We start from the raw sequence: 12,631 nt of genomic DNA on the forward strand, positions 1-12,631 counted from the left end.
CTCATTCCTCCTTGAAGGCTGCAAGCAAGCGTTCACGCAAAGGCTTCATCAGGTAGTTCATCAAGGTGCGCTCGCCCGTCACCACCGTGACGTCGGCGAGCATGCCCGGGCGCACCAGCAAGCCTGCGCCCTGCAACGCAACCACGGTGTCGGCGGGAATCTCGACCTTGGCGGAGAAGTACGGTTGGTGGGTCTGTTCATCGATCAGTTGATCCGCCGACACCGTCGTCACCGTGCCGGTAACCGTTGGCGTATCCACCCGCTGCAGCGCCGTGAAATGCACATGCACCGGCAGGCCCGGGCGCAGTTTGTTGGCCATCAGCGGCTCGAAACGCGCGGTGATCGCCATCGGTGCATCCAGCGGCACCACTTGCATCAGGGTCTGGCCGGCCTGCGCCACGCCGCCGACGGTATGAATGCTTACGTCCATGACCTGCCCGGCCACCGGCGCACGGATCGCACCGTTGTCGACTTCAAACTGCAAGGCGCGAATCTGATCGGCATAACCGGCCGCCTCGGCCGAGACTTCGCTGAGCTGGGTTTCGGCATCGCGGCGGAATTCCTGCTGCGCCTGCAAGGCCTTGAGCCGGCTTTCATTGATCGCCTGGCGAGTCCTGCCGACATCACCCACACCAGAAGCGATCTGCCCCGCCAACTGGGCCGCGTTGCGCTCGGCCTCGAAGAGTTTGTTGCGCGGAACGTAACCCTCCCGAGCCAAATCACGCAGGCCTTCGAGTTCCTGCTGCTGGAAGCGCATCTGCGCGTCGTAGTTGCGCTTGACGCCTTCGTAGCCAAGCAATTGCTGCTGCAAGGCCGCGGCTTCGTGCTCGATGATCTGCAAGCGGCTGCCCAGCTCCGCGCGGCGGGTGATGAACAACTGGCTCTGCAAGGCCATGGCCGCCTTGACTCGCGGTTCGTCGGCGTGCGCCAGCAGCTCCGCGGGCCATTGGATCTGGGCACTGCCCAGGCGCTCGGCAATCAAGCGCGCCTCGATGCTGCGATCATTGAGCAGCTTGCCCAAGGTCACGTCCAGTTGCGACTGCGCCTGCACCGTATTGAGTTGCACGAGCAATTGCCCCTGGGTGACGCGGTCGCCATCGCTGACCAGCAGTTTTTCCACCACCCCACCGACCAGCGACTGCACCGCCTTGCGCTCCCCCGCCACCACCACGGTGCCGCTGCCTACCACCCCTTGGTCGAGCGGCGCCAGGCAGGCCCAGAGCAGGAAACCACCCAGCGTCAGGACCAGGAATCCCACGCCATAGCGAGCCGCGCTCCCGGCGTCGGTGCTGGCGCTGGGCAGTGTCGTGGTGCTGCGCACGCTCAGCCCCTGCTCGCTGTACGCTTGTGTTCCTGGAGTCAGATCACGCATCGCCGCCCGCCTCCCTGACCGCGGCCGGTCTCGGCCCCGGCATCAATGCCTTGAGCACCCGGTCCCGTGGGCCGAACGCTTGTTGAGTACCGTCCTTGAGCACCAGGATGTGATCGACCACCGCCAGCACACTGGGTCGGTGAGTAATCAACACCACGGTGCTGCCAGCCGCCTTGAGCGCACTGATGGCCTGCACCAGCGCCAGCTCGCCGGCGTCATCGAGATTGGAGTTGGGCTCATCGAGCACGATCAGCGATGGCCGTCCATACAGCGCGCGAGCCAGGCCCAGGCGTTGTTTCTGCCCACCGGACAAGCCAAGCCCACCGGGGCCCAACGGCGTGTCGTAGCCCTTGGGAAAGCGCAGGATCATTTCGTGAATGCCGGCATGACGCCCGGCGACGATGATCTTGTCGGCGTCCTGCTCACCGAAGCGGGCGATGTTGTCGGCGACAGTGCCGTCGAACAACTCGATGTCCTGCGGCAGGTAGCCAAGGTGTGGGCCCAGGGCGTCGTGGGACCACTGGCTGATCTCGGCGTCGTCCAGGCGCACCGACCCGCCCATGGCCGGCCATACCCCGACCAGCGCCCTGGCCAGGGTCGATTTACCGCTGGCACTGGGGCCGACCACGGCCAGCACATCGCCCTTGGCGAGGCTGAAATTGATCCCGCGCAGGATCGGCTGCGAAGCGCCCGGCGGACCGACATACAACTGCTCCAGGCGCACCGCGCCGGTCGGCGGTGGCAACGGCATGCGCAGGCGCTCGCGCGGATGCTGGGCCAGCAATTGGCTCAGGCGCTGGTAGCTCTGGCGTCCGGCGTTGAATTGCTTCCACGAGCCGATGGCGATTTCCACGGGCGCCAGGGCCCGTCCCAGCAACAGCGACATAGCGATCATCATGCCTGCCGACAGTTGGCCTTCAAGCACCAGCAAGGCGCCCAGCCCCAACGCCAGGGACTGCCCGGAGATGCGCACGAAACGGGTCGTCGAGGTGATACGCGCGCTGCGATCGCTGGCATGGGCCTGAGCGGCAATGATCCGTTGCTGCAGCAGGCTCCAGCGCTGACGCAGCGGCCCGAGCATGCCCAGAGCCTGGATGACTTCAGCATTGTGCAGCGTGCTGTTCACATAGATAGACGACTGCACCCCCAGTCGATTGGCCTCCCCCAAGCGTGCTCGCGTCGCCAGTTCTCCCCACAGCGCCAGGCCGATCAGCACCAAGGCCAGCACCAGTGTCAGCACGCCGAACCAGGGGTGAAAGATGAACGCCACCAGCAGGAAGATCGGCAGCCAGGGTGCATCGAGCAAGGCGATCAGGCCCTGCCCGGTAATCAACTGGCGCAGCGTCGCCAGATCGGTGAGCACCTGCGCCGGGTTGGCGTTGTGCTCGCGCAGGCTGCGGGAGAAGGCGGCGTCGAAAATCCGCTCCCCCAAGGCATCGTCCAGCCCCGCGCTCATGCGAATCATCACCTCGCCACGGACCCACTCGATCAGGGCGCTGAACATGAACAGCCCCAAGGCCATCAAGGTGAGCATGAACAAGGTGGTTTCGTTGCGGCTGGTCAGGACCCGGTCGTAGACCTGCATCATGTAGAGCGACGGCACCAGCACCAACAGATTGATCACGCCACTGAACAATGCCAGGGCCCAGAACACCCGGCGGTAGCTCAATAAGGCAGCATCAATGTCATGACGCGGATCGAGTAGAAAGCGCATAGAGAATCAACCCGCAATAGGAATAGTCGGTCCCGGCGCAATCCATCGCGAGTTACTTGCCCTAAGGCGTCAAAAAAAAGAGCGTCATGTTGCTGACGTGCCGCTATCAGAGCCGATCGTCGCCGCTACGGACGCCAAGTACTGACAACGTAACCTCAGGTAAGTGCCAGCCCCCAAGTGAGTGTTTTCACCTCAATGACCAGCGGGTTGCCGCACTTCAAAGGTGAACCATCGAAATAACCGCTTTAAATTTTTTACCCAGTTAAGTATTTTGCGTGATATCTGAGCGCCGATGGCAACTACGAACCCTGTGGGAGCGAGCTTGCTCGCGATAGCGGTCTGTCAGTCGACATTAATGCTGCTGATCCACTGCTATCGCGAGCAAGCTCGCTCCCACAAGGGATTGGTGCCGCTCTTCTAGCCTCTTCTTCCCGACAACAAGGACCTCCCGTGAGCGGACTGCGTGAACGTCAAAAAGCCGAACGCCGCCAAGCCATCAGCAAGGCGGCGGTCGAACTGTTCGAGCGCCAGGGTTTCCAGAACACCACCATCGAACAGATCGCCAGCCAGGCCGGCGTATCGGCTCCCACGGTGTTCAAGTATTTCGGCAACAAGCAGGAGATCATCCTGGAGATCCTGCACGACGCCGACCAGCGCGCACTCACCGACACCCGCAACCAGATGCCTGAAATCGACGACCCGGTCCAAGCGCTGTGTTATCTGGAGCGGCTGTTGACCGGCTACGCGCTGGAGGTCATGCACCCGAGCCTGTGGCGCGAGTTGCTGCCGCTGATCCTGTTTGGTGGCGACAACGGGCTGCCCGAGGGGTATCGCGCCATGAACGATGCGCTCAGGGCCGAAATCAGTGGGTTGATCAGGGAATTGCAACACGCTGGCAAGCTGCGCGCCGACCTCGACGTCGACCTCGCCGCCTTCCTGTTGAACGACTATTCGCACTTGCAGCTGTTCCGGTTGGTCAACCAGGAACAACCGGACATCGAGGCACACTCCACCCAGGTCCGGCGGATCACCGAATTGCTCTTCCAAGGCATGCGCGCCTGACCCACCAATACGGACCCGGCGCCGCAACGCCGGGTCACGCTGATCAGCGATGGGTCTTGATGCCAGTCCAGGTGCGGGTGCGGATCCGCTCCACTGCCGCCGGCACCGGCTCCAACGCGAACAGGGTCTTGCGCGCCTCGTCCGGCACATACATGGCGGGGTTGTTGCGAATATCGGCGTTGACCAGCGCCGTGGCTTCCTTGTTCGGGTTGGGGTAACCGATCTTGTTGCTGATCCGCGCGATGACATCGGGACGCAAGATGTAATTGATGAACGCGTAGGCCTCTTGGGTATGAGGGGCGTTGGTGGGCACCATCATGACGTCCGACCACATCGGCGCACCTTCCTTGGGCAGCGCCATTTCCACCTTGACCCCCTTCCCTGCGTCTTCGGCCAGCCTCTTGGCCAGGGCCACCCCACCGGACCAACCCACCCCGACGCAGATTTCGCCGTTGGCCAGGTCCATGCCGTAGCGCGACGAATTGAAGTAGGTGATGTAGGGGCGAACCTTGAGCATGGCCGCTTGCGCCTTTGCGTAGTCCTCACGTTTCTGGCTGTTGGGGTCGAGCCCTTCGTAGTGCAAGGCGATGGGCACGATCTCGTTGGCGGCGTCGAGCAGACCGACGCCGCAACTGGCCAGCTTGGCCATGTTCTCTTCCTTGAAAAGGATGTCCCAGGTGTTCATTTGCACATCGGCGCCCAGCACCTGGCGCACCTTGTCGACGTTATAGCCGATCAGGGTCGTGCCCCACAGGTACGGCGCCGCATAGCGGTTACCCGGATCGCCCACCGCTTCCAGGGACTTCATGAACTCGGGGTCCAGATGCTGCCAGTTCGGCAACTGGCTGCGGTCCAGGGGTTGGACGGCGCCAGCGGCAATCAGGTGACTGACGTTGGAACTGCTCGGGTAGACCACGTCATACCCGGAGTTGCCGGTCAGGAGTTTGGACTCCAAGGTCTCGACGCTGTCGAAAACGTCGTAGATGGGACGGATGCCGGTTTCCTCCTGGAAGCTCTTGAGGATTTCAGGCGGCAGGTACTCGATCCAGTTGTAGATTCGCACCGTCCGCTCTTCGGCCAGGCTCGCGCCACTGACCAGCATCGAAACAACAGCGCCCAGCAAGGTGTTGCGCAAAAACAGGCTCATGATCAAACACTCCAGCGCGGCCGCGAAGGCTCGCGGCACTTAATAGCGGTAGGTGAAGTAGAGTTCCAGCGCGCTGAACTTCCGGTCGTCGCCGAACACTTGCTTGGCCGCTGCCATGGGCTTGACCCAGTTATAGGACAGCGAGGTGGACAGCGACTTCGAAGGCGCCCAATCCAGGAAGACGACACTCTCATCGGCAAACCGCCGGTCACTGACGGCAGCGCCCATGTAGTTTTTTTCGTCGAGCCAGAACTGGTAGTGGATCGCCCCCAGCGTAAGGGTTTCGTTGAGGTGGGTCTTGAGTGAGAACTGCTGGACGTTTTCGTTGCTGTTGAACAGCAGGTAGTTGCCGACGACATCGCCGATCAGCCAGGTGCTCCAGTCGACGAAGCCCTTGCTCAACGGATCCCAGGCTTTCTGTCGGTTGTCGGTGAGGTTGTCGTCGCCGGAAAAGCTCGCGTAGCGGTAGCCAATCACCGGGGTCAACGGCAGCGTGCTGAAGGTGTAATCCGCCTGGCCGTACCAGGCCTTGGCGTCGTAATCCACGCCTTCGCCGCTGCCTCGCTCCAGGGCGTATTCGGCATTGAGGGTCAGGTCCGCGATGCCCGGGAGCTTGGCGTTCAACGCCCTGACGTTGTACACCAGCATGCCATCGCGGCGGCGCGGCAATGCGCTGCCCTTGGGCCCCATGGCCTTGACCTTCAACGCGGTGGCGCCCAGCGTCACCTGGTCGTCGAGGTTGTAGTCCAGGTTCACGCCGCTCATGCGAAAGTCACCCAGGTCGCTGTCGGTGCCCAGGCTGAAGCCCTGGACCTTCAACGCGCCATGATCCCAGGCGACCACCGCCGAATCCTTGAAGGCAGTGCGTGGGGCGAGCCAGTAGGCGCCGTCGTTCAACTGGTCGAGGTTGCCATCCATCACGATGAAACCGTTGCCGATCATGTAGTTCTGGCGACCGCCGGTGACCGTCCACTCCCCGGCCCGGAAACCGCCATAGAACTCTTCGGTCGACACCTTGCCATCGGAGCTGCGGGAGAAGCCACCGGCATCGCCATCACCCAACGTGGTCGCGCCCACCAGGGAGCCACCGGCCAACAGGCTGAAATCCGGCTGCACGGCGTATTCCAACTTGACGCCCGGCTTGACGTAGAACTCCTGCCAGTCGATTTTCGTGCCGCGATTCTTGCCGCTGCGCATGTCCACCACACCGCCGCCAAAGTTGACGTTGCGGGTAGAAAGGACTGCGCCACCGGCACTGAAGTTGACCTCGCCCTTGAGGTTGCCCTCCTCGAAGGTGTAGCTCGCCCAGGCAACCTGGGCGGTCAAGGGTAACCCGAGCACGAGGAACGTTCGGGACAAACGCATCATGGAAACCATATGGAGCTCCTGTGTGATTATTGTTGTTACAGGGCAGTAAATGGCGGCGCAAAACCGCGCCAACACCTGGTGGGGCCAGGTGAGCGGAACGCAAAATTCTTGTGTTTATCGGATGACGTCAGGGCGTCAGGTGCGCCGCGATGGCACGCAGCATGCGCACGCTGTCGCCGTCGAATGGGCTGACGGCCTCGCCCAGGGACGACTGCTTGACGATCACCACGCCGGACGGTTTGTCGATGAACAGGTATTGACCATGGATGCCACCGGCCATGAGCGCCTGCCTGTGGTCGTTGAAGACATACCATTGGCTGCGGTAGGACGCGCCTGGGGTCCAGCTCGAAAAGTCAGGGGATGCAGCGTAGATCGCGGGGTCGGCTCCGGCGGCGATACCGGCCAGCGCCTCGGCCGAGAGCAGTTGTGTCCCACCCTGGCGGCCATCGTTGGCCAGCAGACGGCCGAAGCGCGCCATGTCACGCAAGGTCGCACTGAAACCGGCACCGGCGACGCTGCGGCCCCAGGGGTCCGCCAGGAAGTAGCCGTCACGTTCACAGCCCAACTGGCTCCAGATCTCTTGGAGCAACTGATGGCAGGCCTTGCCTGATGCCCGCTCCATGACCCAGGCCAACGCCTCGGTGGTGGCCGTCACGTAATGGAAAAAGCCACCGTGACTGCCGCGTTTGCGCAGTGAGGGCAAGTACTGATACAGGGATTCGAACGTCGCGTACTGCGCCGGCGCCGGCTGGAAACCGCAGGCGTAACCGTATTGGGAACTCTCTGAATCCGGATCCTCATAGACCTCGCTGTAATCGACCGCCACGGCCATGTCGAACAACTGGCGCACGGTCGCATCGCCGAACGCGCTGCCTGTCAGTTCCGGTACGTAATGGGCGGCCGTCAACGTAGGGTCCAGCAGGTCTTCGCAGACCAGTTGCTCGCCCAAGGCACCGATCAGCGACTTGGTCACCGAAAACATGATGTGCCGGTCCTGGGGACACTGGCCGTTGAAGTAGCGCTCAAACAGTACGGTGTCGCCCTGCAAGACCAGGAAAGCATCGGTCTGGCTGGCGACCAGGTGATCGATCACGCTGATGCTCAAGCCACATTCGCTGTCGAAGTGCAGCTCATCCAGCGGCTGGAGCGCCTGCTTGAACGCGCTGACCGGCCCGCTGCCGGCCTGCACGTCGATGCAAGGACGCAAGCGCGCCAGGTTGCGGAAACCCCATTGGTTGAACGGTGGGCTCATCCAGTTGTGCCAGGTAACGCGGCGCTGGGGTTCGGCGGGAAAGCCTTGCATGAGTGAAGGCGCCAGGCGTGCGTCAAATGACGATTCGTGAGTCTCGACGTAAAGACTGGCCAGTGAAGGCACGGTGTTCTGATTCATCGGGTTGCCCCTGCAAAATGACTCTGCGTGAAAGCAGATGCAGGAGAATAATTACTCGATGTAATTTTTTAGTCAATAAAACTTTTTATCGACATTATTCCTGTAGGAGCTGTCGAGCGAAGCGAGGCTGCGATCTTGTCCCAGACACTTGAGTCGCAAGCAATAGATCAAAGGCCAGCGCCTGGCGATCGCCCCAAGCCGTCAGTACGGTTGATCCAGGCAAAGGCGCAATGCCACGCTATGATCCCGCAAACGTCAGCACCTCAAACAAGGGCAACCATGAACACTCACGCAGCGTGCCTCGGACTGTCTGCCTTGACGCTCGCCTTCCTGTGCGAGCCGGTCCAGGCCTCGACGTGGCAGATCTGTCACCTGGAGCTGCGTATCGTCGAGGTCCTGAAACAACCCTATCCGCAGCTGCAGGCGCAGATCGTGAAAGCCAGGCCAAAGTCCTCCTCGGTGGAGTGTCCGGCGCAAGGCTCATTGCTCACTTTCACCCCGGAAACCCCGGACTACCAAGCCACGCTCCCCCGCCGGCAATGGCCCCGGAAAGGACAGTCGCTACAGGTCGAGTACCGTTACCTGGATGGCGTCTGTAAAGGCGACGGCAACTCGTATGCGTGTCGTATCAAGCACTACCCGGTGGTGGGCCGATAATCAGGCGGCTGGAGAACGTGGCATTTAGCTGATGACCTCATCGCGAGCAAGCTCGCTCCCACAAAAAGGACTTGCGCAACCTCCTGTGGCTAGCTTGCTCGCGATGACGTCGGCACAGCCAACCTCAGCGACTCAAGCCAACAACTCAGTGATCCAACGGGCCTGCCGGGCTATGTCTTGCAGCTTCTCTTCCGGCACGGCTTGCCGCGCCTTGGCGAAACTGGTGAGGGTCTTTTGCTTCTGGCGCAGCAGGCGCTGCCACTTGGCCAGGAAGATCGGGTTACGGGCTTGCAGCTGCAGCGGGCCGAAGTACAGCTCCTCGGCCGTGTACGTCACTGGCCCAGCGCGCTCGGCGACGATGATCTCGTAGTAGAAACGGTTTTCCCGCAGCACTTCCTCGCAGAGGATGCGGTAGTCGTGTTCCATCAGCCATTGGCGCAGCGGTTGCTCGCCGCCGTTGGGCTGCAGGATCAGGCGTTCCTGGCCACTCAACCGCGCTTTGCCGCTGTCCAGGATGTCGCGGATCGTCTCGCCGCCCATGCCACAGAGGCTGATCGCGGTGATCCCGTCTTCCGGCTCGATCGCCGCCAGGCCATTGGCCAGGCGTACGCTGATCTGCTGTTCCAGGCCATTCTCGCCCACGGTGCGTTCGGCGGCGCGAAACGGCGTCAGCGCCACCTCGCCAGCCACCGCCATCGCGATGGCGCCACGGCGCAGCAAGGCTACCGGCAGGTAAGCGTGATCCGAGCCGATATCGGCCAGGCGCGCACCCGCTGGCATATGCGCCGCCACGCGCTCCAGGCGCATGGACAAGGTCTGTTCGTTCAACTGCAATTCCCTGGATTAATCGTAGAACGGCTCGACCGCCGTCCGGCTGCCGACAAAAAAACTGTCCGCGACCAACCGCAGCGGCTGCAGGTCCATGTCGCTGGCGTTGTCGGCAATCAGTTGCTGGAAATGTCGATACACCGCCGCGTACTCGGCTTCCTCGGATACAGCCTGGCGCACGCCGTCGATGCTCAACAGTGCACCGCCGTTGTCCAGGCGCAGGACGCCTTCGGCGCAGCGAATCTCGATACTCCAGAGCTCGTCATGGCCATGGTCGAAATCGAACTCCGCACGAATATCGAGGTGGCGCGCGTCGGCCATCTTGATGCTGGCGGCAATTGGCGACTGGCAGTTGTCCGGCACGCGCAACTCGGCGGATTCCACGAACAGCGGCAGCGCCAGCAGATGGGTCACAATCGACAAGGCATTGATACCCGGATCGAAGACGCCCAGGCCACCGGGTTGCCAGATCCATGCCTGGCCGGGGTGCCACTTGCGCACGTCTTCCTTCCAGTCGATCTGCACGCTCTGCAAGGTGCGACTCGCCAGCCAGTCACGGGCGGCTGCGATGCCCGGCGCGTAACGCGAATGCCAGGCGAACAGGCCGCTGACGCCTTGCTCGCGGACCTGCTCCACCAACGCCATGGCTTCTCCCAGCGTGGCGCACGGCGGTTTTTCCACCAGCACGTGCTTGCCAGCCGCCAGCGCCTGTTGCACCAGGGCAAATCGACCTTGTGGCGGTGTGCAAAACGCAATGGCATCGACCTGCGGACCGTTTTCGAGCAGTTCGCCCAGGGACCGGAAGTTATCCACCCCGGCGCAAGGCAGCCCTTGCGTGGCGACAGCCACCAGTTGAAACGCGGGGTTGGCGTGGATGGCTGGAACGTGTTGATCCTGGGCAATCTTGCCGTAGCCCACCAGCCCGAGACGAATCGGTTGCATCGATGACTCCTGATTTTTGTACTTGTGATCGGCCAGCAAACTAGACGCAAATCGCCCGGCGGACAATGGGGGCCGTGCAGTATCTATACGATGGTCCTGCGCAATTGGGTAACAGCAGTGCCGCAAAGACCTCAGCTGTGCCGTAGCTCACTGGCTGCAGTCACGACGTTGGTCACCCGGCCGAAGAAGGGTTCGAGTCGCTCACGCGGCGCATCGTGCTCGACCACCAGGGAGGCGACCTCTTCGCAGGCGGCCACCTGATAGTGGGCAACGCTGGAGAGCTTCTCGTTGGTCACCGCCGCGATCACCTGCCCGCTTGCCGCGACCACCGCGCGCTTGAACTCCGCGTCATCCAGGCCGAACGCCGTGACGCCATTGTCCGGATCGATGGCGCAGGCGCCGAGGACACACACGTCAAAACTGAACTGGCGCAATTGCTGGACAGCCGTCAACCCGATCACGCCACCCGCGTTTGGACTCAAGCGGCCACCCAGCAGGATGACCTCAGCGCGGGGCAGCTTCATCAACTGAACCGCAATCAGCGGCGAATTGGTGGTGAGGGTCAGCTGCAGTTGCGGATCGATGGCGCAGGCCACGGCCAGATTGGTCGACCCGGCGTCGATGAAGACGTGCTGGCCCGCGCGCAGCAGTGCAGCGGCCGCTTGGCCGAGACTGCCCTTGCGCGCCGGGTCTTTGCGCACGCGTACGTCCAATGAGCCTTCGACAGCGGGCACGAGTATCGCGCCGCCATAAACGCGCTTGCACACCCCCGCCGCTGCCAATGCCCCCAGATCACGCCGTATCGAGTGCTCGGACACATTGAATTCGCTGGCCAAGTCAGCCGCGATCACCCGGCCATACCGGGCAAGACGCTCGCTGATCAATTGCTGGCGTTCGCCGGGGAACGCTTCGTGAGGAGAAGTCATGACGTTACAACCTGCATAAACGAGCACTAATGATCATAAACGAGCAAATAGTGCCGGTTATGCAGCGAGGCGTCAAACCCAAGCCACCTCAACCAGCACACAAAAAAAGCCCCGCGACCGAATACGGTGCGGGGCAAGAAAATTGGTTGGTTGCGGCCAACCAAAGGAGCACAGTGAAAAACGTTTACGGGCCGCTCAGATGCATTCCTGTGCGGCGCGTTCGAAACTCGAAGGCAGGAGGTTGGAGGCCAGCAAATGCCGCTCGTAGATGAACACCTTGCCGCCGCTGCCGGCCTTGTAGGCTTCCAGCACGTTGTCTGCCGAGACTTTGCTCGGCACCACGATGCGGTAGCTGCGCTGGGTCTGCGAGACCATCGGGTTGCCCTGCAATTTCGGCACGACGCATTCAGCGTATTGGGCCGGTGTCTTGCTGGTCTGCAAGGTCAGGGTCGGATTGTTCGGTGCCGAGACACAACCGGCCAGCAACAACGGGAAAAACGCCAGGGGAAGCAAAAATAAAGGGCGCATGGGTGGGGTCCTGAAAATAAAATAGTGGGCTGCGTATTCGATGGCGTTGATTTTCCAATGATTGTCGGCAAAGCAGAACTTGCATTTCGTAATGGTCACTATTACTCCTAGCAATAGTTGCAAGCCGAGAAAGATTGAGGGGGTATAGCCATGAGAACGTTTGATCTGATTCGCGACGCGGTATTGCCCGACTTCCGTGAGCGGGTGGCTGATTACCTGATCCAGTACGAAAGCGTGCTGCTAAGCAAGACCGAACTCGATCCGGAGCTCAAGCGGGCCACGGCCAATCAACTGCGCGGTTATTTGCGCGGGTTGAACACCACTCGGGTACTGGGCATGGCGGATTGGGAGGAGCTGGATCGGCGGGTGGTGGATACGTGGCTTTTGACAGGCTGATCCCCTGACTCTGGATTCCTCTGGCACGAGCCATGGCTCGGCAAATGTGCCAAACGGTCCAAGACAGCGGTTGGCGGCAACTAGCCGCCGACGGCGAGGACACCGTATTGCTGGATTCGGGCACCTTGAGCCAGAACAACGCCCAACGCTCGATATGGGCAGGCATCGACTATGCGCGCCTGCGCCTGGATGAAACGAAAGCAAGCCCTACGATCGCCGGTTCGAGCGTGTAGAAATCAATTGCGCAACCCGCCAAGCCAGCACCCGCCTGACTTATCGTTTAAGCGACCAAGGCCTGCTG

Annotated in this window: 13 protein-coding genes; 4 read left to right on the top strand and 9 right to left on the bottom strand. The window is 61.8% G+C overall.

The features are described 5' to 3' along the window. Window position 1: 1 nt before the first annotated feature. The gene (locus tag GFU70_RS15145; RefSeq protein ID WP_058542395.1) at window positions 2-1,372 is read right to left on the bottom strand and encodes an HlyD family type I secretion periplasmic adaptor subunit; all 1,371 of its coding nucleotides are present in this window, start codon (window positions 1,370-1,372) and stop codon (window positions 2-4) included. Then, window positions 1,365-3,086 (bottom strand): type I secretion system permease/ATPase, encoded by a 1,722-nt coding sequence (locus GFU70_RS15150; protein ID WP_058542394.1) that lies wholly within the window; start codon window positions 3,084-3,086, stop codon window positions 1,365-1,367. Before GFU70_RS15150 ends, GFU70_RS15145 begins: the two co-directional genes overlap by 8 nt. 450 nt (window positions 3,087-3,536) lie before the next feature. Here GFU70_RS15150 and GFU70_RS15155 point away from each other — a divergent pair, with 450 nt between their 5' ends. Further along, window positions 3,537-4,148: a TetR/AcrR family transcriptional regulator gene (locus GFU70_RS15155; RefSeq protein ID WP_153388341.1), complete on the top strand. Its 612-nt coding sequence runs from the start codon at window positions 3,537-3,539 to the stop codon at window positions 4,146-4,148. Between the two features lie 43 nt (window positions 4,149-4,191). Here the strand turns inward: GFU70_RS15155 and GFU70_RS15160 are convergent, their stop codons facing one another. The 3 genes from GFU70_RS15160 to GFU70_RS15170 all read right to left on the bottom strand — a co-directional run bounded on the left by GFU70_RS15160 (window position 4,192) and on the right by GFU70_RS15170 (window position 8,053). Then, complete coding sequence (locus tag GFU70_RS15160; RefSeq protein ID WP_153388342.1) at window positions 4,192-5,295, bottom strand: polyamine ABC transporter substrate-binding protein; 1,104 nt, start codon at window positions 5,293-5,295, stop codon at window positions 4,192-4,194. 39 nt (window positions 5,296-5,334) lie between these two features. After that, entirely contained in the window at window positions 5,335-6,672 is a 1,338-nt protein-coding gene (locus tag GFU70_RS15165; RefSeq protein ID WP_153388343.1) for an alginate export family protein, read from the bottom strand. Between the two features lie 118 nt (window positions 6,673-6,790). Next, window positions 6,791-8,053, bottom strand: coding sequence for a serine hydrolase domain-containing protein (locus GFU70_RS15170; protein ID WP_116642112.1), 1,263 nt, complete (start codon window positions 8,051-8,053; stop codon window positions 6,791-6,793). Window positions 8,054-8,332: 279 nt separating this feature from the next. Between GFU70_RS15170 and GFU70_RS15175 the strand changes: the two genes are divergently transcribed. Then, the gene (locus GFU70_RS15175) at window positions 8,333-8,710 is read left to right on the top strand and encodes a hypothetical protein (RefSeq protein ID WP_058542389.1); all 378 of its coding nucleotides are present in this window, start codon (window positions 8,333-8,335) and stop codon (window positions 8,708-8,710) included. Between the two features lie 132 nt (window positions 8,711-8,842). Here GFU70_RS15175 and GFU70_RS15180 read toward each other — a convergent pair whose 3' ends face one another. The 4 genes from GFU70_RS15180 to GFU70_RS15195 all read right to left on the bottom strand — a co-directional run bounded on the left by GFU70_RS15180 (window position 8,843) and on the right by GFU70_RS15195 (window position 11,934). After that, a complete protein-coding gene (locus GFU70_RS15180) occupies window positions 8,843-9,538 on the bottom strand; it encodes a tRNA (adenine(22)-N(1))-methyltransferase (RefSeq protein ID WP_153388344.1) in 696 nt (231 codons plus the stop codon). A gap of 15 nt (window positions 9,539-9,553) precedes the next feature. Continuing rightward, on the bottom strand, window positions 9,554-10,480 hold the full coding sequence (locus tag GFU70_RS15185; RefSeq protein WP_153388345.1) for a Gfo/Idh/MocA family protein: 927 nt from the start codon (window positions 10,478-10,480) through the stop codon (window positions 9,554-9,556). A gap of 131 nt (window positions 10,481-10,611) precedes the next feature. After that, window positions 10,612-11,406: a DeoR/GlpR family DNA-binding transcription regulator gene (locus GFU70_RS15190; RefSeq protein WP_153388346.1), complete on the bottom strand. Its 795-nt coding sequence runs from the start codon at window positions 11,404-11,406 to the stop codon at window positions 10,612-10,614. 195 nt (window positions 11,407-11,601) lie between these two features. Then, window positions 11,602-11,934 carry a hypothetical protein gene (locus GFU70_RS15195; RefSeq protein ID WP_064106923.1) on the bottom strand — a complete coding sequence of 111 codons (333 nt, stop codon included), beginning with the start codon at window positions 11,932-11,934 and terminating at the stop codon, window positions 11,602-11,604. Between the two features lie 150 nt (window positions 11,935-12,084). Between GFU70_RS15195 and GFU70_RS15200 the strand changes: the two genes are divergently transcribed. After that, complete coding sequence (locus GFU70_RS15200) at window positions 12,085-12,330, top strand: hypothetical protein (RefSeq protein WP_058545259.1); 246 nt, start codon at window positions 12,085-12,087, stop codon at window positions 12,328-12,330. Between the two features lie 44 nt (window positions 12,331-12,374). Further along, the gene (locus GFU70_RS15205; protein WP_116642108.1) at window positions 12,375-12,563 is read left to right on the top strand and encodes a hypothetical protein; all 189 of its coding nucleotides are present in this window, start codon (window positions 12,375-12,377) and stop codon (window positions 12,561-12,563) included. The last annotated feature ends 68 nt before the right edge of the window (window positions 12,564-12,631 follow it).

The sequence above is a fragment of the Pseudomonas brassicacearum genome (assembly GCF_009601685.2).
Classification (GTDB): domain Bacteria; phylum Pseudomonadota; class Gammaproteobacteria; order Pseudomonadales; family Pseudomonadaceae; genus Aquipseudomonas; species Aquipseudomonas kilonensis_B.

Bases quoted from the DNA above. Each gene is read 5' to 3' on its own strand.
- GFU70_RS15195 (WP_064106923.1), bottom strand. From the start codon at position 11,934: ATGCGCCCTTTATTTTTGCTTCCCCTGGCGTTTTTCCCGTTGTTGCTG.
- GFU70_RS15190 (WP_153388346.1), bottom strand. From the start codon at position 11,406: ATGACTTCTCCTCACGAAGCGTTCCCCGGCGAACGCCAGCAATTGATC.
- GFU70_RS15175 (WP_058542389.1), top strand. From the start codon at position 8,333: ATGAACACTCACGCAGCGTGCCTCGGACTGTCTGCCTTGACGCTCGCC.
- GFU70_RS15165 (WP_153388343.1), bottom strand. From the start codon at position 6,672: ATGGTTTCCATGATGCGTTTGTCCCGAACGTTCCTCGTGCTCGGGTTA.
- GFU70_RS15185 (WP_153388345.1), bottom strand. From the start codon at position 10,480: ATGCAACCGATTCGTCTCGGGCTGGTGGGCTACGGCAAGATTGCCCAG.
- GFU70_RS15145 (WP_058542395.1), bottom strand. From the start codon at position 1,372: ATGCGTGATCTGACTCCAGGAACACAAGCGTACAGCGAGCAGGGGCTG.
- GFU70_RS15150 (WP_058542394.1), bottom strand. From the start codon at position 3,086: ATGCGCTTTCTACTCGATCCGCGTCATGACATTGATGCTGCCTTATTG.
- GFU70_RS15170 (WP_116642112.1), bottom strand. From the start codon at position 8,053: ATGAATCAGAACACCGTGCCTTCACTGGCCAGTCTTTACGTCGAGACT.
- GFU70_RS15160 (WP_153388342.1), bottom strand. From the start codon at position 5,295: ATGAGCCTGTTTTTGCGCAACACCTTGCTGGGCGCTGTTGTTTCGATG.
- GFU70_RS15205 (WP_116642108.1), top strand. From the start codon at position 12,375: ATGTGCCAAACGGTCCAAGACAGCGGTTGGCGGCAACTAGCCGCCGAC.
- GFU70_RS15200 (WP_058545259.1), top strand. From the start codon at position 12,085: ATGAGAACGTTTGATCTGATTCGCGACGCGGTATTGCCCGACTTCCGT.